At 47.6% G+C, this 24,641-nt stretch carries 19 protein-coding genes and 1 tRNA gene; 10 read left to right on the top strand and 10 right to left on the bottom strand.

Translation table 11 applies throughout. The features are described from left to right. Positions 1 to 53 precede the first annotated feature (53 nt). Positions 54 to 1,016, top strand: coding sequence for a glycoside hydrolase family 26 protein (locus ACEN8J_RS19875; RefSeq protein WP_318627649.1), 963 nt, complete (start codon positions 54 to 56; stop codon positions 1,014 to 1,016). A 156-nt stretch (positions 1,017 to 1,172) separates the two neighbouring features. Here ACEN8J_RS19875 and ACEN8J_RS19870 read toward each other — a convergent pair whose 3' ends face one another. Continuing rightward, positions 1,173 to 1,670, bottom strand: a complete 498-nt coding sequence (locus ACEN8J_RS19870; RefSeq protein WP_029514725.1) for a CcdC family protein — start codon at positions 1,668 to 1,670, stop codon at positions 1,173 to 1,175. Positions 1,671 to 1,837: 167 nt separating this feature from the next. Further along, the gene (locus ACEN8J_RS19865; RefSeq protein ID WP_342427833.1) at positions 1,838 to 2,314 is read right to left on the bottom strand and encodes a disulfide oxidoreductase; all 477 of its coding nucleotides are present in this window, start codon (positions 2,312 to 2,314) and stop codon (positions 1,838 to 1,840) included. 236 nt (positions 2,315 to 2,550) lie between these two features. Here ACEN8J_RS19865 and ACEN8J_RS19860 point away from each other — a divergent pair, with 236 nt between their 5' ends. Beyond that, a complete protein-coding gene (locus ACEN8J_RS19860; protein WP_165147993.1) occupies positions 2,551 to 3,177 on the top strand; it encodes a nitroreductase family protein in 627 nt (208 codons plus the stop codon). Between the two features lie 105 nt (positions 3,178 to 3,282). On the opposite strand, the gene mprF is transcribed toward ACEN8J_RS19860, so the two are convergent. Continuing rightward, positions 3,283 to 5,925, bottom strand: a complete 2,643-nt coding sequence (gene mprF / locus ACEN8J_RS19855) for a bifunctional lysylphosphatidylglycerol flippase/synthetase MprF (protein WP_495593882.1) — start codon at positions 5,923 to 5,925, stop codon at positions 3,283 to 3,285. Between the two features lie 212 nt (positions 5,926 to 6,137). Here mprF and ACEN8J_RS19850 point away from each other — a divergent pair, with 212 nt between their 5' ends. The 3 genes from ACEN8J_RS19850 (at position 6,138) to ACEN8J_RS19840 (ending at position 9,616) form a co-directional block, all read left to right on the top strand. After that, entirely contained in the window at positions 6,138 to 6,899 is a 762-nt protein-coding gene (locus ACEN8J_RS19850; RefSeq protein WP_069010783.1) for an AAA family ATPase, read from the top strand. Positions 6,900 to 7,148: 249 nt separating this feature from the next. Next, positions 7,149 to 8,351, top strand: a complete 1,203-nt coding sequence (locus tag ACEN8J_RS19845; protein ID WP_029514730.1) for an MFS transporter — start codon at positions 7,149 to 7,151, stop codon at positions 8,349 to 8,351. Between the two features lie 212 nt (positions 8,352 to 8,563). Beyond that, on the top strand, positions 8,564 to 9,616 hold the full coding sequence (locus ACEN8J_RS19840) for a lactonase family protein (RefSeq protein ID WP_069010784.1): 1,053 nt from the start codon (positions 8,564 to 8,566) through the stop codon (positions 9,614 to 9,616). Positions 9,617 to 9,734: 118 nt separating this feature from the next. On the opposite strand, the gene ACEN8J_RS19835 is transcribed toward ACEN8J_RS19840, so the two are convergent. Both ACEN8J_RS19835 and ACEN8J_RS19830 read right to left on the bottom strand, forming a co-directional pair. Then, the gene (locus tag ACEN8J_RS19835; protein WP_039270301.1) at positions 9,735 to 10,691 is read right to left on the bottom strand and encodes an ArsR/SmtB family transcription factor; all 957 of its coding nucleotides are present in this window, start codon (positions 10,689 to 10,691) and stop codon (positions 9,735 to 9,737) included. Between the two features lie 270 nt (positions 10,692 to 10,961). Next, the gene (locus tag ACEN8J_RS19830) at positions 10,962 to 11,927 is read right to left on the bottom strand and encodes a hypothetical protein (protein ID WP_340884189.1); all 966 of its coding nucleotides are present in this window, start codon (positions 11,925 to 11,927) and stop codon (positions 10,962 to 10,964) included. A gap of 272 nt (positions 11,928 to 12,199) precedes the next feature. On the opposite strand from ACEN8J_RS19830, the gene ACEN8J_RS19825 reads away from it, so the two are divergent. Together ACEN8J_RS19825 and ACEN8J_RS19820 are read left to right on the top strand one after the other, a co-directional pair. Then, complete coding sequence (locus tag ACEN8J_RS19825) at positions 12,200 to 12,832, top strand: NAD(P)-dependent oxidoreductase (protein ID WP_039270303.1); 633 nt, start codon at positions 12,200 to 12,202, stop codon at positions 12,830 to 12,832. A 33-nt stretch (positions 12,833 to 12,865) separates the two neighbouring features. Then, complete coding sequence (locus ACEN8J_RS19820) at positions 12,866 to 14,470, top strand: NAD(P)H-hydrate dehydratase (RefSeq protein ID WP_495593880.1); 1,605 nt, start codon at positions 12,866 to 12,868, stop codon at positions 14,468 to 14,470. Here ACEN8J_RS19820 and ACEN8J_RS19815 read toward each other — a convergent pair. After that, positions 14,454 to 14,948, bottom strand: a complete 495-nt coding sequence (locus ACEN8J_RS19815; protein ID WP_165148014.1) for a hypothetical protein — start codon at positions 14,946 to 14,948, stop codon at positions 14,454 to 14,456. The two genes, ACEN8J_RS19820 and ACEN8J_RS19815, sit on opposite strands and share 17 nt — an antisense overlap. A gap of 170 nt (positions 14,949 to 15,118) precedes the next feature. Between ACEN8J_RS19815 and ACEN8J_RS19810 the strand changes: the two genes are divergently transcribed. Next, the gene (locus ACEN8J_RS19810) at positions 15,119 to 15,955 is read left to right on the top strand and encodes an HAD hydrolase-like protein (protein ID WP_165148017.1); all 837 of its coding nucleotides are present in this window, start codon (positions 15,119 to 15,121) and stop codon (positions 15,953 to 15,955) included. A gap of 183 nt (positions 15,956 to 16,138) precedes the next feature. Here ACEN8J_RS19810 and ACEN8J_RS19805 read toward each other — a convergent pair whose 3' ends face one another. The 3 genes from ACEN8J_RS19805 to ACEN8J_RS19795 form a co-directional block, all read right to left on the bottom strand. After that, a complete protein-coding gene (locus tag ACEN8J_RS19805) occupies positions 16,139 to 17,890 on the bottom strand; it encodes a methyl-accepting chemotaxis protein (RefSeq protein WP_495593879.1) in 1,752 nt (583 codons plus the stop codon). A 165-nt stretch (positions 17,891 to 18,055) separates the two neighbouring features. Beyond that, the gene (locus ACEN8J_RS19800; RefSeq protein WP_029517885.1) at positions 18,056 to 19,087 is read right to left on the bottom strand and encodes a ribonucleotide-diphosphate reductase subunit beta; all 1,032 of its coding nucleotides are present in this window, start codon (positions 19,085 to 19,087) and stop codon (positions 18,056 to 18,058) included. 20 nt (positions 19,088 to 19,107) lie between these two features. Continuing rightward, positions 19,108 to 21,441, bottom strand: coding sequence for a ribonucleoside-diphosphate reductase subunit alpha (locus ACEN8J_RS19795; RefSeq protein ID WP_495593878.1), 2,334 nt, complete (start codon positions 21,439 to 21,441; stop codon positions 19,108 to 19,110). Between the two features lie 525 nt (positions 21,442 to 21,966). Here ACEN8J_RS19795 and ACEN8J_RS19790 point away from each other — a divergent pair. Further along, positions 21,967 to 22,314 (top strand): MTH1187 family thiamine-binding protein, encoded by a 348-nt coding sequence (locus ACEN8J_RS19790; RefSeq protein WP_340884198.1) that lies wholly within the window; start codon positions 21,967 to 21,969, stop codon positions 22,312 to 22,314. Between the two features lie 73 nt (positions 22,315 to 22,387). Further along, positions 22,388 to 22,459, top strand: a tRNA-Thr gene (locus ACEN8J_RS19785). Between the two features lie 510 nt (positions 22,460 to 22,969). Here the strand turns inward: ACEN8J_RS19785 and ACEN8J_RS19780 are convergent. After that, positions 22,970 to 23,962, bottom strand: a complete 993-nt coding sequence (locus ACEN8J_RS19780; protein WP_029516023.1) for a YiiG family protein — start codon at positions 23,960 to 23,962, stop codon at positions 22,970 to 22,972. Positions 23,963 to 24,641: the final 679 nt, after the last annotated feature.

Below are 24,641 nucleotides of genomic sequence, written 5' to 3'. Positions count from 1 at the left end.
TTAAGTCTTGCGATTACAAACAGCAAGATATAAACATCAGGAGGATAACCATTATGAATTCATTCAAGAAAACGAAGAGCTTGATCAGCGCCCTGACCGGGGCTGCATTATTATTCTCGCTACCAATGACGGCAGGCGCGGAGAGCAATATCAACTATACTGGCATGTTCCTGGGCTATGACGGAAGTGTAAACACCAGTCCTGTCTGGACCTACAACCCTGACATCGTCTCCTATGATCTGCTGAACTGGAACCAGGGGGGAACCGATGCAGCCTCCATTACTTCCAATAGCGCCTCCGCCATCCAAGCCTTGGGGAAAATCGTCACCGTTTCCACCCACATGCCCAATCCCCAGGGTGGAAATGTAAACGCCCCGATGTCTGATTCCGATTTCGAGATCTTGGCTAATACAGACATTTCATCCATCAATTCGTCCAGCCCCGCATGGCTGCAAAATTATAAGGCCCAGGTTGACAACGTCGTGAACGGCCTGCAAAAGTTTAACTCATCCCCCGTTTACTACAGACCCTTCCATGAAATGAACGGAGGCTGGTTCTGGTGGGGGGACAAGAACACGACGGACTATAAGAACCTGTACATCAATCTGTACAATTACATTGTGACGACCAATGGCATGTCCAACGTCAATTTTGTCTATGCTCCAAATAAAGGAGCCAACGCGGCTGCTTATTACCCCGGCTCCAGCTATGTCACCTGGATTGGCATCGACGCTTACAGCGACGATCCGTCCAATGACAATGAAATTAAGATGGCTTACAATGACATCAAAGGACTTGGAAAAACTTATGGCTTCTGCGAAATTGGACCAGCCGTGGGTGGCGACCATGTGGATCGCAACAATAATCAGCTCAAGGAATTCGATTATTCGCTTTGGAACAAGGCCCTGAATGAAATCTACACCGGAGCAAGCTTCTTTATCACCTGGGACGGCGCTTATGCTCCGCAGAACAACATAAACGGCAGCACGCTGTTTACAAAAGAAAGCTCCCAGTAAGTGCCTAGCGCCCGGCGTCCGGGCAAGACGGAAATGTAGCCTCCGATAGACTAAAAAGACGAAAAGACCAAAAAGGCACGGCCTCCTGGCTGGGAGAACGTGTCCTTTTTTGGTCTATACAGCAATATGCTAGCAAGCATGTTAAAAAACCGTTGGTCAGATGCGGACTTCTGTCTCGTCCGGAACGAATTGACGATATTGAAAATACATACGGAGCCGCCAGTGTAACAAGGTGCCGAAGGCTAGGATGAAAAATAGCCCTGCTGTCTGCGGAATGGTAATGTAATGCTGAATAAATTCATGCAGCAGCAATCGGACGATCAGCAGGCTGAATAGGATAAAGAAGAAGGTACGTGAGCGTTGCACGAAAACCAGCCCTTCTTGCAACTCAAATTTGGTGCTGCGGATCAACGGGTAAGAAAAAATAAACCAGCCGACCAGAAAAGCGCCCAGCGCCCAAAGCCAGGGAACCCGTACTTCCGGTACCACGAACATCATAAAACCGGTGCTCATGCCGAGCGGAGGGATGATGATTTTTTTGGCATTAATCGGGCGATGACCTGTCTTCATACGGATGAAAATAGCCGATATAGCGATTAAGATCATACCGAAGGTTGCGCCATATTGCAGCAATGGGGTGCTAATATGAAACATGGACTGGCCCCCTCTATAAGGAATATAAGCGTTATTGGACAGACTGCAAACCTTTCACATTATACCACATATGCAATGGATATATTTAGTTACAGTCTCTCCCCCGGCAAGCGGATTATACGCCTCTTGGTGATAACACTGGCCCTATAATTGGGTCTCTTTCATACTTATGCGAGTTCTGTTGCTTGTACCTCTCCCTGAGCTGACTTTTTCTCCTTTCGTATGATATAACCCATGGCTACAATAATAAGGATAAAGGCGATCAGTGCGAGAAAAGGAATGGTGATGAAATCGAACCAGTTTAGGTAATCCTGTTCACAGGATACTCTGCCGCAGGAAGTTGAAGTTTGCGTAGCTGCTTTGGCGGCTGCATGGATGCGCTGAATGGTAAAATGATAGGCCGAAATCGCACCTCCAATGATAGCCAACGGCATGACATAACGGCGTATCCCCGAATCCCCTCGAAAATAGGCGATCCCGAGTAGAAGGGTCAGGGGATACATCAGAATGCGCTGAAACCAGCATAGCTTACAAGGCTCATACCCCAAAATCTCGCTGAGATACAGACTGCCCAAAGTTGCCACACAAGCTACAACCCAGGCGGCAAACAAAGCAATATCTGTTTTTTTAAACGATCCAATCATAGTAACGCTCCTTTTTTAATTCAAATGAGAACAAAATGAACTCATTATGTCTTGTCCCATCGGCAGGCATCTGCCGATATGTATGTCTTTATCCGTATTGTACTGTATTTTGAGTGCAGGGTCATACTTAAACATATTGACATGACTAACTATCATTTTTATAATTGCAGTAGTTTGGGAAGTTAATGAGGATTCAAGTTAGATATATATCATAAGAAATTAGGAGTGTGCCCAGAATGTCGAGTAGTCCAAAAAATGAAACCCTATCTACGATTAGTGAAAGACACGCGGTAAAGAGCTATGTTAAGGATTTTAAATTGCCAGAGGAAGATTTGGAGGCTATTTTGACTGCGGCGGTAGAAGCTCCTTCCGCTTGGAACCTTCAACATTGGAAATTCCTTGTTATCGAAAGCGAAGCGGACAAGCAAAAATTGCTGCCTATCGCCTATAATCAGGGCCAAGTAGCGGAAAGTTCCGTTACGATTGCCGTATTGGGTGATTTGGAAGCGAACCGCAACACCGTCATTTATGATCAGGCGGTAGAAGCAGGCGCACTGCCAGCGGAAATCCGTGACGCATTGGTAGGTCAAATCAACGGCGCGTACCAAAACCCGCAAGTAGCTCGCGATGCAGCCATCCTGAACTCTGCTCTTGCAGCACAAAATATTATGTTGGCTGCTAAATCTCTGGGCTACGACACTTGCGCAATGGGCGGTTTCATTCCAGCACAATTGATCGAGCAATTCAATATTCCAGCGCGTTACCTGCCAACCCTGCTTATTAGCGTAGGTAAGGCACAAGTGCCAGCACGTCCATCAGGACGTTTTCCACTCTCTGAAGTTGTTGTAAAAGGCAGCTTCTAAGAAGATTTGTGAATATAAAAGGGTGTTCCAGCAACCGTTCGTGGTTGGGGAACACCCTTTTTTACGTCGTGTTAGACTATTAAAGTCCTGTTGTCAGCCCTTTGTTTAGTCCGAGCGTTTGGACACGAGATATACCAGCTCCAGCGTCAGGATCGGTAGAAAGACAGAAGCTGGATAGGCCAGATAGCGCGGCTCCCATTGCGGCTTGAACTTATCCTTAAAGCGCCGCAGCCCCTGAAAGCCGTAAAAATGTCCCCCATATTGGAAAACGAGTCGGGCCAGCTTTTCCTCGCGCAATGCCTTTTCGCTTTGCCCTACCTGGGACAGCGGTGCCATTCCCAGATTAAATGTCGTATACCCACTCTCCTTGGCCCACTCAATGACCCGTGTGAATAAATAATCCATCGTGCCATTTGGCGTGTCAGACAAGTGGCGCATCAGGTCAATGGAGACCGTCCGTCCATGATCATAGGCAGGGGCCATCGTAGCGAAAGCGATGACCTTCCCTTCAGAGTCCTTTAGCAATGCAATCGGAGCCAACTGAAGATAGGGTTCTTTGAACCAGCCGAGTGAATATCCCTTCTCCTTGCGCCCATCCAGCCAAATATTCGAAACCTGACGCATCTCCTCAATCAGTGACGCCTCTAGAGGCGGTTGGATGATTTCGAACGAGTAGCCATCGCGGTCAAAACGGTTTTTGGCGCTGCGTAGCGCTTGATTGCTTTTGCCCGTCAGTGTAAATGATTCCAGCGGCACCAGTGCTTCCTCGCCCAGTTTGAAAAAGCGATAGCCGTTCTCGTGATAGATGGACAAATACTCCGGCGAGGCCTGATAAAATACAGCCGTTAACGCATACCGATCTGCGAACCGCTGAAATTCCTGAATGGCTTCACTCACACGTTCTTTTGGACCGAGTGGGTCACCTAATACAATCAGTTTGTCCCGGCTACGAGCGTAGGGAATGACAACCTGTTCATTTTTGGTCCAATACAGATATTTATCGCCCAGAAAAAGCATATGAGAGACGAGATTACCACCCTGCCGTTCCAAAAATTCTTTTAGCTTATCCAGCTCCTGCTCGTCGGGTAGATTAGCGATGCTACGCTGAGGTCGAAGAAAGAAATATACCGTCAGGAATACCCATGCCAAAATCAGACTAAACACGGCGGTAACTCCGTAATCGCTGCGGTTCATAAAAAAGTCTAGATGGACCTTGGCATGCAAATGGCGCATAAAGGGAGTGTTGGAGCCTGCCCCAATGATAAAATAAGCCCCGGTTACGAGTAGAGATAATCCACCCCATATTAAAATGTTGTGCCGATTCAGCGGCGCACTGACCCGATAAAACCGCGAACGCGAAATCCATAGCATTAACGCCACAAACAGTAGGAATAAAGCTTCTTCAAAATCCAGACCTTTAGTGAAGGTGAAAATAGCTCCTGTCAGAAGCAGTATCAATGTCAGTCGTAATGCTCTGCGAATACGCAGGGAGATTCCATGGGACAGGACGACAAGCATAATTCCGATGATGACCGAGATTTCATGCGACAAGCGCATGACGGGCAGGCTGAGCAAATGCTCAGCAAAACGAAGCCGATATAACAGACCGGGCGTAGCTGCCGACAAAAGAAGCACCACGCCGGATATGAGTACCAGCTTACCAAGCGCCCATACCCCTAGATCGGCCAAAAACCGGAATTGACCAGGCCAGCCCCATACCTTCTGCCAGGCATTAAGGGAGTAATCCCAACCTGTCTCAGCTAGCTGATTCAGGCGCTCGTTACGCGGAATCATTTCCAGCGCGGCTAACACCAAGCCGATGAGCCACGGGATGATGTAATAAAAGACGCGAAAGACCAGTAGGACAGCCAGTGCCCGATCTGAGTTGGCTCCCGCCATTTGCAGCCCGAGCAGGGCAATGATGTCGAATGCCCCGACCCCTCCGGGTGCAAGACTGATTAACCCGGCAATCGCGGCTATTACATAAATACCGAACACAGCATGCATCGGCAGTTCATGGAGCAAGTGCGAGCCGATCCATGCAAAGGTAAGGCCAGCCAGCAGCCATTCCAGTAGGGAAGCACTGATGGAAGCGGAGATGGTGGACCAGGAAAGCTGTCCTTCTCCCTTGTTGAACCATGTGGAGTACCGTTTGGAGCGCTGCATGATCAGGAATAGCGGTAGGTACAATGCCATTCCCCACAGCGCCCAATGAAGCCACGGGTGAGCATCCAGTACAGGCTGTACCGGATACAGATGAACAATGGCTCCCCAAGCCAGCAAAGATAGTCCGGTAATGACGACTGGCGAAAGAAACACGACCGCAGAGGTGATGACACCCAACGGCACACCGCTTTTCTTATACAGCACTGTGCGAAGTCCCGCTCCTGTAAAGCCTGCAAAACCAAAGACATTATTGAAGGTATTGGAGATCCAGGCGTAGCGAAATGTTGTTCCAGGCTTGACCTGAAGCTTGAAATGATGTCTGATTACGTAATCATATGCACTCATAGCCGCCACAGCAACCAGTGAGAACAAGCCAATCTCGATGAGAAAGGTGGCATCCATTCGCCGCAGCTCATGAAGCATACGCGCCAGATTAAAGTCTTTTAGTTCTCGTCCCGCCTCCCATATAATAAAAGCCAGTACAGCCAACGGTAGCAAAATACGTGTCAATCGCTGCCTGTAGATGGTCATTATGAACTGTACGATTTTAAAAGACTGAATCGGTTTGTGATTAGATTTCATAGATTCACCTGCTTGGAAAAGAATGAGATATACACGGAATGAGGTGCTTAGATTTCATACCCGCTGAACATTACTATATATTATACCTGTAATAATCGCTTCAATAACAACAGAAGGGTTACGAAATGGGATTTCAGATTGATTGCTGTAAATAATTCCAATATAATGATGAAAAACCTAGTGAATTGCTTGGCAATGGAGCTGATTTGGATATGAGTATATGGGACCGTAATCTTTTTATACGTCGCCTGGAGCTGCTATGGCCTCCAGATGCGGACAAGAGCCAATATCCGTTTAACTTAAAGGCCTTACACCAGTGGAACGAACTCAAATTTCATCCTTCCGTCACCTATATTATTGGAGAAAATGGCGTAGGTAAATCGACGCTTATGGAGGCAATCGCGGTCGCGTGGGGATTTAATCCAGAGGGAGGTACTAAAAATTTCAATTTTTCTACACAAGCCACGCATTCCTCACTGTATGAGCATATCCGGCTGGTGAGAGGGGTAGAAAAGCCAAGGGATGGCTTCTTTTTCCGGGCGGAGAGCTACTATAATGTGGCGACTCACATCGACGAGCTGGATCGAGAAGGAGGAGGGCGACCGATTCGAGATTCCTACGGGGGTAAATCGCTGCATGAGCAGTCGCATGGCGAGTCTTTTTTTGCTGCCTTTGTGCATCGGTTTGGAGGGCAAGGATTGTATATTTTGGATGAACCGGAAGCTGCATTATCGCCTTTGCGCCAGATGGCCATGCTTGCACGGATTCACGAGCTGGTGCAGCAGGGCTCACAGTTTATCATTTCTACTCATTCCCCTATTTTGATGGCTTATCCAGATTCCATCTTGTATCATCTGACACATGAAGGGATCGACACCCGGACGCTAGAGGAAACCGATCATTTTATCATTACGAAACAATTTCTGAATAACAGGGAAAAGATGATACAGGAGCTATTCGAAGATCCACAATAAAGTTCGTAGGGACCGCCAGACCGTTCCAGAAATTCATCCTGGTCGTTCGTTATGAGAGGGACAACATCGCCATTTCAAGTTGTTCCTTTTTGCTGTTCTGCCCAAAGGAAAGATTCAGGGTTATCGGAAGTATTTTATGATTGTTATTTGTCCTTCTCTCTATTAATATAATGAAGAGTTTTGCTGGAATGGTTGCAAAATAAGATTTTCGTATACGAAATAAAGAACCTGAGGAGGACAAAACGCTACATGTCAGATTCACAACAGTTGAAAATGGGGCCGCTGGTCATTTTGATGATTAATATGTTTATTGCCATGCTGGGGATTGGCCTCATTATTCCGATCCTTCCCAAGTTTATGAGCTCCTTGGGAGGCAGTGGTGAAACGGGTGGTTATTTGGTTGCCGTGTTTGGCTTAACCCAATTCCTGTTTTCGCCGTTAGCGGGAGAATGGTCCGATAAATACGGACGTAAAAAAATGATTATTATCGGTTTGGTAATCATGACGGCGTCTTCTGTATTGTTTGCGATTGGGGAATCGTTAACCATACTGTATATCTCCCGTTTGCTGGGAGGTGCAGGAGCAGCTTTTATGATTCCTCCGATGATGGCCTATATTGCTGATATTACAACGGTCCACAATCGCGGTAGAGGAATGGGATTGTTGGGTGCCGCCATGTCTCTTGGCTTTGTGATCGGTCCTGGTGTGGGCGGCTTGCTGGCAGATATCTCGATTCGTACGCCCTTATATGTTTCGGCGGCCGTATCGGGCGTAGCTGCACTGATTTCCTTGATTATGCTGCCCGAAACCTTGTCGCTGGAGAAACAGTTGAAGTTTCGGAATGTCAAGGCCAAACGGGATAATGTGATTAAACAGTTTGCCCTTTCTTTCCGCAAGCCTTACTTTATGCTGCTGATTATGATATTCACGCTAACCTTTGGATTGACGCATTTTGAAACGATGTTTCCTTTCTTCGTGACGGGCAAGTTTCATTACAATGAGCGTGATATTGCTATCATTATTACCGTAGGAGCACTGGTCGGAACCGTGATTCAAGCTGTGGTCATTAGCCCGATGTTGAATCGTTTTGGCGAAAAAGGTGTCATTATCGGCTCCTTTCTGTTTTCAGCGATTTCCCTTGTGCTTATGCTGCTCTCCGGCAACTTTTATTATGTACTCGGGGTATCGCTCATCTTCTTTACCGCTACGTCGTTGCTGCGGCCAGCCATTAATACTGCTTTATCCAAAATGGCGGGGGATGAGCAGGGAGTTGCAGCCGGCATGAACAATGCTTATATGAGTATTGGTAATATTCTAGGGCCTGCACTTGCGGGTAAATTGTTCGATGTGCATATCAATTTGCCATATATTTTTGGGGCAGTCATTCTCATCCTTAGTTTGGGGCTGGCTGTAAAATGGAATAGCAGAGATACGCAAACCACAGCGGTTTAATGTTGTTCTTGTCGTAAATTTAGTCTCTTTTGGTGTGAACTGTGACGTTCTTATGAACCACAGATGGCGCCGAAGGAGGCTATTTTTTTGCATACATTGCGAAACGTTAATGAAACGACAGAATCTTGGGTAATAATGCATGATGGTTTTACAACAAGACAAATAGTAGAGCTAAAAGCCAGATAAAAAAAGCTAGAAGGAGCTGAGAGCCGATGGAAGAGCGGAATGAGCAGTTATTTTATACAGGGACTTATGCGTCTCGTCAGGAAAGAGGAATATATGTATGTGCTTTGAATGTGACCCATGGTGATCTGCGCATGGTTGGAGGTGTGGAAGGGATGGAGAGGCCTTCTTTTCTCGCGCTACACCCGGATGGGACAAAGCTGTATGCTGCCAGTGAAACAGAAGGAGGCGAGCTGTATGCGTATCAGGTGAATACCCAGACGGGGGAATTACATCCTTTGGATCGCAAAGGGACAGAGGGAGCACATACTTGCTATGTTTCCGTAACAACCGATGGACGATATGTGCTGGCTTCCAACTATTCAGGCGGCAATGCCGTTGTGTTCCCTGTGACGGAAGCTGGAGGATTAGGAGACATGTCGGGGCAAGTTCAGCATACCGGCTCAGGTATTCGCCAGGACCGTCAGGATGCGGCACATCCGCATTCGATTATTCCAGATCCTTCAGGACAGTATGCCCTGATATGTGATCTGGGGCTGGATCAGATTGTGGTATACCGTTTGACAGAGGATGGCAAACTGGTGACCCATCGTGAGACAGATTTGCCACCTGGTTCTGGACCGCGTCATCTGGTTTTTCATCCTTCGCGTCCATATGCTTTTGTCGCCAATGAGTTGAACAATACCGTCGCTGTGTTTAGTTATAACGAACGTAATGGTGAGCTTACATTGCTGCAAAGCCTGTCCACACTGCCAGAAGGCTTTATAAATGTAGATAATACAGCAGCCGATATTCGGATTACGCCCTGTGGACGCTTTTTGTATGTGTCAAACCGCGGCCATGACAGCATCGTGCTATACCATGTCGATCTGGACAGCGGCAAGCTGAAGACGGTTGAATGGGTGGAAACCTTCGGCAGCACACCGCGTAACTTCAACATCCTGTCCGGTTATCTGGTAGTGGCGAATCAGGATGGAAACAACCTCGTATCCTTTGCCATCCATAGTGAGGATGGAAGGCTGACCCGAACGGGATATGTGCTGGAGGTTCCTTCACCTGTGTGTATTGAACCTGTACGCTAATCGGATAGCACGTGGCAAAAGAGTACGATATAAGTGAATGAAAAATAAAACACGGCGCTTTGTTTCCCATGAAAGGCATGGGCAAAACGCCGTGTTCAGGTCTTGAAGTGGACTAAAACTATTTGCTGCTATCGCCAGCTTCTACCGTTACTGTTTTGGTATGATTTTCTGCATGTTTGTAGTACAAACGGAACAAGATGTCCTGATTGTAGTTACCGAATCCGGTGCCGAACAGAGTAACCCCTCCCACATGCTGGGCATCATCCAATATGGCAATACGGAATTTCCATTGTTTCTGATCAATCAGCACTTGGCTTAAAGTCACGTCAGAAATTTGCTTCCCATCCATAAAGGTACCCTCGGAGGTAACGCGAAGTCTTTTGAGGAGACCATATTGATTGATAAAATCAGGCCACCATGCAGGTGTGTATTTACCACGGTTATCCCCGAAATCCCCTGGGCTGGTCCATGTACCCAAATTCACATCATTTAGGAAAAAAGTGATATCTGAAGGCCAATTATCATTGGTAAAAGGGGCCTCGGATGATAGTTCCATCGAAATTTCCAGTTCCTCAGCTTTTTGGCTGGACAGTAGGAAATTCGGCACCTTATAATCCATATATCCTTGGCTGAACCATAGAATTTTGGAATTGAAGCGCTCAGGGTCCAAGAACGAACGAGGCTCATCGAATTCACCAATGATCTTTTCGACGGTAGCCAGTCCGCAGGTCGCCTGTATTTCAAAATCTGTAAAGTGTCCGACGGAAATCTCTGTCTGATGGAATTGCCGTACATCCTGCTGATAGCGTGGCATGGCGATTTCAATTTTGTCTGTTGCCAGTGAGCACACTTTCTGTACCCCGCCTCGTCCGGGCAGCATTTTGGTCGAAATAATGGACGCTCTCTCCAGTTTCTTGACATGCATCGTCATAATCGCACTGCTGAGCCCCAAAGCTTCCGCCAGCTCACGTATATTCATAGGCTTCTCCGCAAGCAGAACAATCATGTTTAGCCGAACCTCACTGGCCAGCGCCTCATAAACGGGAAGTGATTTTTCAGAAATGTCCAGTTGCATAGTTCCTCCAATTCTAACGCACATCATAAATTGATGGTAGTTTAACATATATGGATTTTTTTCAATAATAATACATAAAAAACGATATGATTTACATTTATATAAACAATATACCCTTTCCTTGATCATTGGCACAAGCCTAACCCCACAAAAATCCAAAAATTGTTCAAAAAACAGGACACCCCATAAACTCTTTCTTTGTTGTTGGGATGTCCTGTGATGGTATGTGATTTGCAGGCAGGATACGGGTACAGGCATGTCGATTGGTGTTTAGGATCGGATATGTTCTTCTGCCAAAGAAGAGTCAGCCGTTTTATCTTTATCTGCTGCGCGTAAATCCTGATGTTGAGAAGCATCTGCCTTGATCAAGCCGGGATGACCAACATAAGGACGATCACTGCGAGAGCGGCCTCGGGTAAGTCGGAAGCCGATCAAGAACAGCACAAGCTGAACAGCCAGTATGTAGGGAGACGCTTCGGGTCCGATCCATTGAAACAGGGCGACAGCGGCGATTACCAAGCACAACAGGCTTGTTGGAAAATGGGATGCCGTCACGTCCAGATCATTTTGCCTGCGCAGGGTCATCAGCCGATATACATACAGTAGGGCGATCAGGCCTGAAACGAATCTCATCCATGCATACCCTTTGAGCCATGAGGCAGATTGTGCAGTGTCGGGCAGACTAACATCAACATGGCTGGAGGCTGTCAGTTCCACAACCAGCCTTGTGACCAACCAGACGATTCCTGCCAGTGCCAGCGGACCAGCTGCTGGACGCAATAGCTTCCACAATGCTGTTCCCCAGCCCGGAGCATGAGATTCCAGCAGAACAAGACGCCGTTCCTCAATGAGTTTGTTCATTTCACGCTCCAGTGATTTGAGAAGCAATTCTCTGCGGAACGCATCACACTCCCGAAGAGATGCTTGAACCTGCTCTTGAAGGTGAGGGGTCAAATAGGGAGCAGCTTTGGCTTCCTGAAGAGCGTGGATGAGTCCGTTCTGGTACTGCTTTTCGCTGTTATTGAACCCGTTCTGGGTAGTGGTTTGGAGACAACCAGCTAATCGTCCATAGATACGCAGCGATTCCTGTAATTCTTCCAGCCGCTGCTGACGCGAATTTCGAAGCTGGGCTGCACTGTGAACATACAGCCATACCAGCAAAGACAACGCCAGCAGGAAGGCGATCAGACCGGGTGAGATATATGCGACTAACGCCGCGAAGTCCGTCGGGGACACCCGCAATCCCTCCTTCCATTGTTCTTTCTACACTATTGCACAGACTACACAGGCATTTCAAGGGCTTGTATACCTTTGACCAGGATATATGAAGTATTTTTTGGTAAAATAGACAAGATACAAGCAGGAGGGTAGATTCGGTATGGATAAAAATATAAAAATTGCAACAGAAGATCATGAGACATCGAATCGATATCTTGCACGGGTTTAAGCTGGAGATAAAACGGATAAATAACAGTAAGTAAATTATAGACAGGAAGAAGGCAGTGAATATGAAGGTTATTATTTTCGGGGCAACAGGAACAATCGGCAAAGCGTTAGTAAAGGAAGCTATCAAGCGTAAGTATGAGGTGACAGCAGCGGTGCGCGACCCCCAACGTGTGACGGAGCAAAGTGAATACTTGACGGTGGTTCAAGCAGATATTCTAAATCCGAATTCCGTTACGGAAGTGGCTAAGGGGCACGATGCTATCATTAGCGCATACGGTCCCAAGTTTGGAGAAGAGGAAGAACTGCTCGAAGCGACTCGTTCTTTGCTGGAAGGAACTCGGCGTTCTGGCGCGGAGCGCATACTTGTCGTTGGTGGAGCGGGAAGTCTGAAAACAGAAAACGGTGAACGCCTCATGGATACCGCCGAGTTTCCGGAGGAAGTGAAGCCGCTGGCGGCTGCCCATGCAGATGCACTGGAGCTGTACCGCGCTGCGGATGTAGACTGGACCTATTGTAGTCCTGCCGGAATGATTGAAGCAGGAAAACGTACAGGACAGTTCCGTATTGGTTTGGATCATTTGGTGGTTGACGAATTAGGCCATAGCCGTATCTCGGTCGAAGATTATGCGGTAGCCCTGATTGATGAGTTAGTAGAAGGGGAATTTGTCAATTCCCGTTTTACAGTTGGATATTAATAAGCAGGGATAGCCATACGGGAGGCGAAAGGCATGTATATGGTGACCGCCGAAGAAATGCGAGAATTGGATCGCTATACAATTGACAAGCTGGGTATTCCGGCCCTTACCTTGATGGAAAATGCCGGGCGCGCGGTAGCTGACGAAGTATTGAAGCTTTCACACACAGGGCCGGGGGATATACCGGGACATGGCGGTATTATACGGACAGAGACGTGGAGTCAAGGACGACATGACTTACGGGAACGAGAACACTGGTATATCCTCGTAGGCAAAGGCAACAACGGTGGTGACGGACTGGTGGCGGCCCGCCATTTAACCGATGCAGGTCTACGCGTCACCGTTGTGTACGTCGAGCCGCCAGACACGCTGCGGGGTGAAGCGGCTGCGCAGCGCGATATCATCGCGGCTCTGGGTATCCCGGTGATCCTCTATGGCCGGGATACCCTCGACCTGCGCGGCGCCTCCGGCATCGTCGATGCCCTGCTGGGCACGGGCACGCAAGGCCCGCCGCGCGAACCCTACGCCTCGCTGATCCGCGAGGCCAATGCCAGCGGCGTACCGCTGGTGTCGGTAGACGTGCCTAGCGGCCTTGACGCCGACACAGGTGCACTGCACGAGCCGTGCATTCGTGCGCGCGTCACCGTATGCCTCGCCTACTTGAAGCGTGGGCTCGTCCAATATCCAGGCGCCGGGACCGCAGGCGATGTGGTGGTACGCTACATCGGTATTCCACCCGGCCTTGCCCGTGAGTGCGGCGTGCAGCTGCAGCTCTTGACCCGTGACACGCTGCGCGCTGCGCTGGACGTGGATGTAAGCCGCAGCCGCGTGCCGGATGGACACAAGGGCACCTACGGCCACGTTCTGGTCGCGGCTGGAAGCCTGCGCATGAGCGGCGCGGGCTTGCTGGCCGCACGTGCCGCCCTGCGCATCGGCAGCGGCCTTGTCACGTGGGCGGTGCCCGAAGCGCTGCTGCCGCGCGTCATTGGCGCCGCGCCGGAACTAATGCTCGCTGCCGCAGCAGCAGGCGGAGACGGCGAATGGAACGCCGACTCCGCAGACGAGCTGCTACAGCTCGCGCAGGCACGTGATGTGCTGGCCGTCGGCCCCGGCCTCGGCCGCTTTGCAGGGGACACCGGCTGGCTACGCCGCCTGTGGGAGGAATACGGCGGTCCGCTCCTACTTGATGCGGACGCCTTGAACATCCTCGCCTCGGCGGGGCCTGAGCTAGAGGCTTGGAAGCCGAGAAGTGCGGCAGTCGTACTGACGCCGCACCCCGGTGAAATGGCTCGTCTGCTGGGCATACCGACAGCAGAGGTGCAGCGTGACCGTATCACCCATGCCCGGGAGTACGCCCGAACACGTGGGGTCACGCTGGTGCTCAAAGGAGCGCGCACCGTCATCGCTTGTCCCGACGGAGCGGCCTACGTCAATACCACAGGCCATGCTGGGATGGCGACAGGCGGTGCGGGCGATGTGCTAACAGGCATCATCGCAGGTTTGCTGGCTCAGGGCTTGAATGCTTCGCAGGCAGCAGCTTTTGGCGTGTATTTGCATGGTGCGGCTGGAGAAACAGCCGCACGTCATCGCCAGCATCCTGCCTCTGTGATCGCTGGCGACATTATTGAAGCCCTATAGGCCATAGCAGCAGTGGCAGGAGGAAGGCCAGCATGATCTGTAATCCATATTCACGGTTCAGCCAGTGCCTTCCTCCATAATACAGCAGTGTAATCCCTGCACCTGCTATGCCGTTGCTCCATGAAATGCCCGTTCCGGCAGGCGACATCAAAGAACCTAGCAGGAGAAAGACACTGAATCCTGCAGCGAGGTATAGGGTGAGCTGCTCGGGCTTGCGAAGCCAGGGTAAAAGATCGCATAGCGCATCAGCGACAAGAGCGGCAGGAAGGGCAAAACCATAGGCCCACAGCTGCGCGGTCAGTTCACCACTATTGCCTGCTATAGTCAGAGGAACCCCTATTACTTCCTCTGTCAGATAGCAGTAGACCCATAAGAGACCAAAAACCAATCCTCCACAGGCCAGTTTATTCAGCGCATAACAACCAAGCTCCATCCGCCAAGGCATTTTGGAATTAAATTCATTCCAAGGCTGTCTCATGTTGCGACTCCTCCTCTGATCACACTCGGTATTCACAACCAATCAAGGAATTTATTTTCAATTACAATCCGCTTACCGTTTACGACATTTCAGTTTACGTTAGCTGTGTATCATGTTCCTAAGCAAAATAAAGATTGCGGATAGCCGCGGTACGGAAAGGCGGGGATTGCATGATACAGGCGGTTATTTTTAATCTCGAAAGTACATTGTTAGACCCCGGAGGACGAGGCTTAACCCAGGGAATGCGTGATATTTTCAGATGGAAAGGTATACAGGTAACTGAAGAACAGGTATCTCATGGGCGAGGAATGCCGATCCGGGATCATATTGCGAATGTGCTGGGACTTTCAGAGGTTCGGAAAAAATGGCTGGAGTGCTTTGGTGCGCATCCTGGCAGAGTGGATATTGAGCATATTTATCTTGAGCTTGTCCCTGTTCTCCGCTCCTTGATCCAAGGGGCTGAGCCTGCTATCGGTATAGATAGGGCGCTGCAGGAGTTGCAGGATCGTCGCATTCAGTCAGGTGCCACTGCATCCTGTCCAATGGAGATGCTCAGTCACGTATTTACGCCTGCGCAGTCACCCTATACGCTGGATTGTACGGTTGCCCCTTGTGAAGTTTCGCAGGGGAGACCTTATCCGTGGATGATCTATGAAATTGCACATCGCTTGCAGGTATTTCCGCTGAGCGATATTGTGAAAGTAGGAGATACAGCAGCCGATATGCAAGAAGGACGGAACGCCGGTGTATGGACGATTGGTGTCTTGAACCATAACGAAAGCGTGACGACCGTAGCTCAAACGACCAGCCATGAAGCGGAAGACAGAGTGGCTGAGGAACGGCGCAGACAGAGTGTATATGGTTTGAAAAGAGCAGGAGCCCACATCGTGATGAACTCGGTCGCTGACTTGCCGCGTATTCTGCGTGAAATCGAAATGCTCCAGCATACGGGAGGCTATCCTTCTTACACAAAACAGGTGAAAACAGCGGCGCTACCTCCATCATAAGAACGGGTATGATTCTGGGTTGCTTGAATACACACTTCTAGGTTATATGTATGCACCTACTCGGATAAAGGTGAACTCTGCTCGGCTTTCAAAACATAATAATGGAGCATTCGCTACGTTAGCGAATGCTCCATTTTAGTTTACTTTTTTTGTTTAGTTGAATCGAATCCAGCATCATATTTACTATTCAGCGTTTTTTACCCGGAATTGGTCGGCATGACGCTGCAGATTGTTTGATAGTGTGGTGAGATTGCGGGCTACTTCGGATAGTTCTTTTACCGCTAGGGCCTGTTTCTGAGCGCTTGCTGATACATCTTCTGTCATTCCGGCAGTCTGCTGTGCCGCGCTGGCTGTGTGATTTAAATGTTGATCTACGCTGTGACGTACCTCTTGCATCTCTGCCGTCAACTGAGCCAGATGTGCAGCTAACTCCTCAACTTCCCGTGAAACCTGGGTGACTTTGTCAACAGACTGTAGACATGCTGAAATTTGGGTTTCTTGTTCATTGACGGTCTTTATGTTTTCATCAAATTGATCACCCATTTGCTCAATTTGCTCAACAAAGCTGCTTAAGATTTCGTCGATTTCACGAATCGATATGGCGGATTGTTGGGCAAGTTGCCCCATTTCATGAGCGACCACAGAAAAACCCTTGCCAGCTTCGCCTGCACGTGAGGCTTCAATAGATGCATTGAAGGACAAAATCTGCGTCTGCTTTACGATGCCCTGTACCTGTTGACCGATGTTAGCTGCCTCGCGGGATTTTTCGGTTAACGCGTGGGACATGCGTTGCATCTGCTTGATACGCAGGGCGCTTTCTCGTCCTTTTTCTAATAACAGTTCATGCTCACTGGCTACCTGATTGCGAACCTCATTGAGATGATGGGCTGTATCCGTGAATTGCTGCACATGGCTTCCGACTTCATCCAGCGTTTGTCCTAATCGGTCAGATTGTTGAACTGATTCCACCGCTTGTTCTGCTTGGTTAATAGAGACATCGGCAATTTGCTGGAGCGTACGGGACAGTTCCTCAGTCTGATGGAGTGTCCCCTCCGTTGTCACGACGATATTCTTCGATGCATGCTGGAGTGTACTTGAACTGCTTTGAATATCCACAATCATATTCGACATGGCTTCCACCATTTTGTTCGTCAATCCGCTGATTTCGCCTAACTGATCATATGTTACTTGCGACGATGTAACCGTAAGGTTGCCGTCGGCTACTTGCTCCAGTGTATTTTTAATAAATCTCACCTGACGCAGTATCCGCCGGGTTACCAGCATCATAGCCGCAATGGAGATGATCAGAATGATGGAGATAACAGGGATAACTAATCGGTAGGCCTCGGGCAAGGTATGTTCGTATACTTCAGTCACAGAGGACAGGGATCTATCGATTCCCAAATAACTAATGATGGTTCCATCTGTATCCTTAATGGGAGTAAAGGAGGAAAACATCGTCCCCCACTCAGGGTCCGTTGTAATATCTGTAGTCACTGTTTCCCCTTGTTTCAATTTCTCTTCCGTTTCTTTAAGGGTAAAACTTACAGGAGTTCCGAATGGACTGTAGTCTTTGTCGTCCCATGCGGCTCCATCTACCGTAATTTTCCACTCATTGCCCACACGGTTGTACATATAGATGTACAGGATTCCAGTTTGCAGCCTGAGCGTATTTAACTCGTTACGAAGCTGCTTATACGCGCTGCTTTGCTCAGATGTATCCGTATTTAAGCTCTTGACTGCGGATTTGTCCAGTAACTGGGCCGTGTTCTTTGCCAGTGTTTCATTGTTTAGCTGCATGGTTGATAGAGAAGCATTTTGGATAGATTGATTGGTCGTCCACAAAACAATGACGCCAATCACTATTAAAGGAATGAGCAAGATGAAGTAGAGTTTGGATTGTAATCCCATTCTTTTTTTAACGCTTCTTTTCATAATATGCTCCTTACTATGTTTTTTTTACCTTCATATATATCGTGTACAAATAGGAAAATATGAATAGTTATTCAGATGTTTCATGATTTTTTTGCGTATTTGCGTAAATTCTCATGAAAAAAGCCTTAGCCCGGTAAGTACCGAGCTAAGGCTGTATCTTATGACTTACAAATCGTCAAATCCGTTGTCATCTCCGACCTTGCCATAATTGCGTGATTTTGCTTCAAAGAAGTCCGTTTTTGTCGCATTCAGCGCTTCATCTGAGAATGGTTTAATCCAAGGCATACAGTTTACATCTACGCCTTCGTACGCTTTGTCCATACCAAGCAATCTCAGGCGCATATTTGCCATGTATTTGATGTAATCGCTCAGCTCGTTCAGGTCGATGCCGCGAACCTCTTTGAGCGTATAATGCGCCCAATTCGTTTCCAGCTCCACAGCGCGGTCAATCATACGATAGACATAGTCCGTATTTTCCTTGGTATTCAGCTCAGGGAAATCAGACAACAGCTGCTTAAACACTTCGGCAAAGAAGTAGCAATGCTGATTTTCATCACGCTGAATATACGAGATCATTTGGCTGGTTGCCATCATTTTCTGATCACGCGCCAAGTTGTAGAAGAACGCAAACGTACTGTAAAAGAAAATGCCCTCCAAAATCAAATCCGCTACCATCGCTTGGAAAAAGGTCTGTGGGTTCTGCTCATCGCGGAACTCCTGATAAATGTCCGAGATGAATGTGTTACGCTCCAGCAGGACGGGATCGTTTTTCCAGTATTCAAAAATTTCCTTCTGTTCCTGATCTGACACCAAAGAAGACAGAACGTAGGAGTAGGACTGGTTATGCACCACTTCCTGCTGCCCGATAATCGCTGAAATAGCTTCCAATGAAGAGTCGGTAAAATAACGTTTTACATCCCCGACAAACATCGTTTGCATCGAATCCAGTACAGCCAGCAGGCCGATGTTAATTTTAAAGGTGCGCTGTTCTTCGGCATCCAGCACAGGGAACTGGGACGCATCCTTGGACATCGGGATTTCATCTGGAATCCAGTGATTCAGCAGCAGCACTTTATACAATTTGTACATATGCGGCATCCGAATATCGTTCCAATTCAAAATACCGGAGCTTTCGCCTTCAATAATACGGGTAGAGCGATTTGGCGCTTCCGTGTTAAAAATCTTCTGTAACTGCATGAGAGCTTCTCTCCTTTAGTTTAGGATGCGCAGCTATCACATTCTTCAATCGTCAGTGCGCGGCTGCGTACATAATAGGTCGATTTCATACCTGATTTCCAGGCATGGATGTGCAGCTCTAAAAATTCAGTTGCTTTAATATCAGGCCGTACATACAGGTTAAAGCTTTGGCCCTGGTCAATATGACGCTGACGTGCAGAAGCCATGTTGATCGAAGCGTGTTGATCCAGCAAGAAAGCCGTCTTGTAGTACCAGATAGTTTTTTCGTTCAAGTCCGGTGCAGGGTTAGCAATCTTGTAAGTTGTTTTCTCTTCATAGGAAAGCAGCTCATACAATGGATCAATGCTGGCGGTAGAGCCTGCAATAATAGACGTGGAACCGTTAGGCGCGATGGCGAACAGCCATGCGTTGCGGACACCGTTTTGTTGGACTTCTTCTGCAAGCTCACTCCACTCGGAGGTAGTGACAAATTTGCCTTCGCGTGTACCGTCTGTATAGCCACGGGAAGTGAAATAGTGCCCGGTAGACCAGTCAGAGCCCTCGAATTTGGCATAACGGCCTTTTTCTTTCGCTAGCTCCATGCTGGATTTGACGGCCAAGTAGTTAATCTTTTCATACAAATGATCGTTATAGGTTACCGCTTCCTCGGATTCCCAACGGATACCTTCCAGCGCGAGTAGATGATGCAGTCCAAATGTACCCAGACCGACAGCGCGATATTGGCTGTTCGTATATTGTGCTTGCAGTACTTCAATGTTGTTGATATCAATAACATTATCCAGCATACGTACCTGAATCGGCACGAGGCGATCCAGCACACCTGCCGGAACCGCACGAGCCAGATGGATGGAGTTCAGGTTGCACACCACAAAGTCGCCAGGAATTTTGGAAATAACGATGCGTGTTTGTCCGTCCTTGGTGACCAATTCTTCTTTTTCCACTACAGTTGCAGATTGGTTTTGCATAATTTCCGTACACAGGTTGGAGGAATACACCATACCATGGGCACGGTTCGGGTTGGCGCGGTTTACCGTATCACGGTAGAACATGTAAGGTGTACCTGTTTCCAGTTGTGACTTCATCAGGCGCTTCATGATGTCGATAGCAGGCACCGTAATACGAGAGAGAATCGGATGCTGCGACGCCTCTTCGTATTTCTCGCGGAAGGTACCTGAACCGAAGGTTTCATCATAAAAATCTTCCAGTCCCAGTGGACGACCGTTGTCATCTTTCCAGCCCATTACTTTCTTCACTTCATGCGGACAGAACAGATTCCATTCGCCCCGTGCTTCGACCCGCTCCATGAACAGATCGGGCAGACATACGCCATGGAACACGTCATGTGCACGCATCCGCTCGTCACCGTTGTTCAGCTTCAGGTCAAGGAATGCGAGGATGTCCTTATGGAATACGTCCAGATATACGGCAATTGCACCTTTGCGAGTACCCAATTGGTCTACGCTAACAGCTGTATTGTTCAACTGGCGAATCCACGGAATGACGCCGGAACTTGTATTTTTATGTCCACGGATATCGGAGCCACGCGCCCGTACTTTACCAAGGTATACGCCGATGCCGCCGCCCATTTTGCTAAGACGGGCTACATCCGTATTGGAGTCGAAAATACCTTCCAACGAGTCGTCTACGGTGTCGATAAAGCAGCTGGAGAGCTGTCCGGCCACCTTTTTTCCGGCATTGGACATAGTTGGTGTAGCTGCTGTCATGTACATGTTGCTCATCGCCCAGTACGCTTCTTTGACCAGCTCCATCCGCTTGTCGGCAGGCTCTTGGTGCATCAGGTACATCGCGATGATCATGTAGCGTTCTTGAGGCAGTTCCATTACGCGTCCGTCAAAATCGTTGGCCAAATAGCGCTCAGACAGTGTTAACAGCCCGATATAATCGAACAACAGGTCATTTTTCGGCAAAATGGAATCGCCCAGCTCATCAATCTGCTCCTTGGTATAGTAGTCGAGCAGTTCTTGACGGTAAATTCCTTTTTGGACCAAATCAGTGATCAGTGGATAAAAAGCGCCGTAAGGCTCGTCCGCATAGGATTTGTAACGGCGGTGAGTAGCCGCTTTTTTATACAAGGAAGTGAGCAAAGCACGTGCAGCGGCAAATTTCCAGTCCGGTTCTTCCTTACTAACCAATTCAAGGGCAGCCATTGCAAACGCGTTGCTAATGTCATCCCCCGTGACTTCGTCCCGGCGCAGCTTGCTAGTTACACCGCGAATGAGTCGATCCTTATCCAGCTTGTCCAGTCCGCTGAGTACACGGTCGGCATATACGGAGATGCGTATTTCGTCAAAAGCCAACTGGCGATTGTTTGGTTTGGTTACGAGTTGTGGCATAGGATTAATTCCTCGCTTTCCTGATTTGGAATCATACTTGGGAATAGGCATGAAAATGATCATGATGAGAAGATAATGGCGAAAAAAGCGATGGTCAGACAGCATTTGGGGGCTGTATGTAATCCAATAACATAGAAATAGCGATGTACCTGCCAATGAAGGGGGAAAAGATGGTTCCCGTACGATTTATCGGCTACATCACTATATTTAGACGTGTTATGAATATTTAACCCAACATATTGTGTGTAAAAACTTAAAATTTCAAATAAGTGCAAGGAGTATTATAGCAACATTCGAAGCCATACGTAAAGGAAAAGGAATGGAAAATCAAAATATACAGAGAAGTCGCGGGCTGTATTTGAATTGAGACAGTTTGAACGGTACAATGAATGATAAAGATGTTTCCTACAGAAACAAGCAGCATACATATGAACTTTTTTTGTGAAATAAGGCTGCTCGCTCTATAGACTGAAATTTTAGATTTTTAAAGAAGCGATGATTTTAATTTTAGGGAGGAACCTGGCGATGGCTATTGCAGAAGTGACAGTGATCCCGATTGGAACGGGGAGTACAAGCCTGAGCGACTACGTTGCCCAGATGCAAAAAGTGTTGAAGACGCAAAAAGGAATTACCTATGAGCTTACCTCCATGAGTACGATACTTGAAGGTTCGTTGGACGATGTATTCACCGCCATTGCTGCGCTGCACGAAGCGCCATTCCTGTCAGGAGCGAAGCGTGTTTCCACCTCTGTCAAAATTGATGATCGCCGTGACAAGCCTTCCTCAAGTCACCAAAAGCTCCGTTCCGTCGCAGAGAAACTATCTGGCACCGCGACAGGAAATGTTACTGAGCTAAATCCAAATCCTAGTTGAAAAAGTTGATGTAAGTGATTGATTTTTATGTAACTAAGAGTATAATAGTTTTTGTTGTCAGTTACACTGACCTGCTGGTGTAGCTCAGGGGTAGAGCAACGCACTCGTAATGCGTAGGCCGGGGGTTCAATTCCCTTCACCAGCATAGCTATCAACTCAAGCACAGCGCGGCTTCCAAGCTTTTTGGAGGACGCGCTTTTTTTGTTGGAGTGAGCATTTTTCTACCATTCTTCTAATCTTTAATCTAGTAAAGTGGGTTTTTCAGTGCTAATACTCTCACCTGTAATTGAATCGCCAATGTTTTTTAACACCGCTTCTTGGAGAATCGGAAGAACATGTGAATAGGTATCCAGAGTTACATTGATAGACGAATGTCCAAGTCGCTCTTGAACGATCTTCGGATGAATACCAGCTTTGAGAAGTAAGGTTGGTTATTTTTACACTTTCAGGATTATGCGGTTTCAGAAATTAAAGCAGCATTTTTAAATCTTATTGTTAATGTGCCGGATAAGCTTTTAACCACCATCATAGCATTCACCCTCAAGTTACCATTGGAGGATTTTAAAGCAAAAGCTCTGCTAACCTTATGGTTGGCAGAGCTTGTTCGTTACCGGAACTCCGTATTTGTTTTCGCAGCCCCTATCGTTAGATACGCTTAATTTATTTCATTATATCGTTCGACTGCCTTGCTTAGCTTATAATTGAAATTCTCAGGTGTGCCATCCGTAGTGTTCAGGAACTGGCCGTTCAGGTCAGAATCAGATACAGGTTCCTTCTTATTGATGCGTTCAATAATTTTCGAAGCAGCCGCTTTTGCCTCAGTGGCTGAATCAACATAGTTCCTGATACTGAAGCTGTTAATCCCTTCTTTTTGAACTCGATTCTTGTCTTTTGAGATTGTCATGAGCGCACTCAGATCTGCGGTCATAATGTCGTATTTGGCTTTAAACTTCGTCATATCAAGCTGCAGCACATTGTCGGCGGTGATACCCTGCTCATCCATTTCAATGGCCGTAGCCTCGGCATCTATCATGAACTTCAAAGCATTATACCTGATCTGCTGGTCTGAATCCTTGAGTTTTTGCAGTTCAGCCAGACGCTGCTCGTTACCCAATTTTTGCATAGCCGTGAAGTATTGTTTGGAGACAGTCTCATAAGCGAGATTGGCACTTACCAGCTTGGTATGCAGCTGTTTTCCTTTTGCGAAGTCATCATCCACGTAGCCTTTTGTATCATAGTAGGCTTTCATCTCGTCCAGGACGGACAACAGATCATTGATGACCGGTGTCAGTTTGATCACTACGGGGTCTGCGTTCGCAAAAGCAGGTTGGCTTGCGGTATAGCCGTTTGCTTTATCAATAACTTCCCGCTCAGTTTCAGCAACGCCGAGCATGATGAAGCTGAAGTTCTTCTCGATTACAGGCTGTGTATCCACTCCGAACTTCTCGAAATAATGAACCAGAACCTCATTGATTCTGCCTGTCATCAAGTTATTCAGCCTCACATACGCATTGTATTTTTCGATTTCTTTGCTCTCGCCAGACGTAACGCCTGCAGTCGCTTGATCCACGGTGGATGTAATGGCAGAACAAGCGGACAACATTGCACCCAACATAATAATGGAAATAAAGAATGATAGCTTTCTCAAAATAGTGATTCCTCCGACTGAGTAATTTAACGTGCTCTTCTTTTGTAAGAGGTCTGAATAGGAGAGAGAACAACTGACCTCTTCCGGGCGATTAAATTCCCTCTTCGCCGCATACCAATGTTGATTGTAAAACAATCTATTCAATTTTAAATTTATTTGGTGAATAGGTCTTGAGACTTGAGTAGCATAATTTTATAAATTTCTTTGTTGTTGACGATTGCTCTGCCAACTTCCTAAATGCTTGTATTCCTCTGGTCTCAGTGGTGGTTTCCCCATTGGAAATATTCCTGAAATATGATGTCCCTTATTTCTTTACTAACCATAATCGTACTCCTCTCCTTCACATAAAAGATGATACCTTTGTTGACCTAGACGAACTCATTTTAGTACAATTTTGCTGCATATTGGAATATCCTACCCGTTAGCTTAACGTCGCCGTGCAGACTAGTCTGCAACTTTTCAGTAGGCTGCTGTAATATGCCAGCTATGAAGGATCTGGAGAAAAAGATGGGGAGGCGGATAATTCTACACTACAGGATATCGTCCTCTGGAGGACTGGGATCGCAATCAGAAGATATCATGCACGCAGGAGACGGAGAAGGGTACTTTAGAGAGCATTAGGCATCAATGCGTATGCCGGGAGTTCAATTCCCTTCACCAGCATTCTATGAAACTCAAG

The organism is Paenibacillus sp. Paensp38, from assembly GCF_059491915.1.
This window is presented reverse-complemented; position numbering and strand designations above follow the sequence as displayed.

What these genes read in the sequence shown, in the direction of transcription:
- ACEN8J_RS19875 (WP_318627649.1), top strand. Translation starts at nt 54, where the DNA reads ATGAATTCATTCAAGAAAACGAAGAGCTTGATCAGCGCCCTGACCGGG.
- ACEN8J_RS19870 (WP_029514725.1), bottom strand. Translation starts at nt 1,670, where the DNA reads ATGTTTCATATTAGCACCCCATTGCTGCAATATGGCGCAACCTTCGGT.
- ACEN8J_RS19865 (WP_342427833.1), bottom strand. Translation starts at nt 2,314, where the DNA reads ATGATTGGATCGTTTAAAAAAACAGATATTGCTTTGTTTGCCGCCTGG.
- ACEN8J_RS19860 (WP_165147993.1), top strand. Translation starts at nt 2,551, where the DNA reads ATGTCGAGTAGTCCAAAAAATGAAACCCTATCTACGATTAGTGAAAGA.
- mprF (WP_495593882.1), bottom strand. Translation starts at nt 5,925, where the DNA reads ATGAAATCTAATCACAAACCGATTCAGTCTTTTAAAATCGTACAGTTC.
- ACEN8J_RS19850 (WP_069010783.1), top strand. Translation starts at nt 6,138, where the DNA reads ATGAGTATATGGGACCGTAATCTTTTTATACGTCGCCTGGAGCTGCTA.
- ACEN8J_RS19845 (WP_029514730.1), top strand. Translation starts at nt 7,149, where the DNA reads ATGTCAGATTCACAACAGTTGAAAATGGGGCCGCTGGTCATTTTGATG.
- ACEN8J_RS19840 (WP_069010784.1), top strand. Translation starts at nt 8,564, where the DNA reads ATGGAAGAGCGGAATGAGCAGTTATTTTATACAGGGACTTATGCGTCT.
- ACEN8J_RS19835 (WP_039270301.1), bottom strand. Translation starts at nt 10,691, where the DNA reads ATGCAACTGGACATTTCTGAAAAATCACTTCCCGTTTATGAGGCGCTG.
- ACEN8J_RS19825 (WP_039270303.1), top strand. Translation starts at nt 12,200, where the DNA reads ATGAAGGTTATTATTTTCGGGGCAACAGGAACAATCGGCAAAGCGTTA.
- ACEN8J_RS19820 (WP_495593880.1), top strand. Translation starts at nt 12,866, where the DNA reads ATGTATATGGTGACCGCCGAAGAAATGCGAGAATTGGATCGCTATACA.
- ACEN8J_RS19815 (WP_165148014.1), bottom strand. Translation starts at nt 14,948, where the DNA reads ATGAGACAGCCTTGGAATGAATTTAATTCCAAAATGCCTTGGCGGATG.
- ACEN8J_RS19810 (WP_165148017.1), top strand. Translation starts at nt 15,119, where the DNA reads ATGATACAGGCGGTTATTTTTAATCTCGAAAGTACATTGTTAGACCCC.
- ACEN8J_RS19805 (WP_495593879.1), bottom strand. Translation starts at nt 17,890, where the DNA reads ATGAAAAGAAGCGTTAAAAAAAGAATGGGATTACAATCCAAACTCTAC.
- ACEN8J_RS19800 (WP_029517885.1), bottom strand. Translation starts at nt 19,087, where the DNA reads ATGCAGTTACAGAAGATTTTTAACACGGAAGCGCCAAATCGCTCTACC.
- ACEN8J_RS19795 (WP_495593878.1), bottom strand. Translation starts at nt 21,441, where the DNA reads ATGCCACAACTCGTAACCAAACCAAACAATCGCCAGTTGGCTTTTGAC.
- ACEN8J_RS19790 (WP_340884198.1), top strand. Translation starts at nt 21,967, where the DNA reads ATGGCTATTGCAGAAGTGACAGTGATCCCGATTGGAACGGGGAGTACA.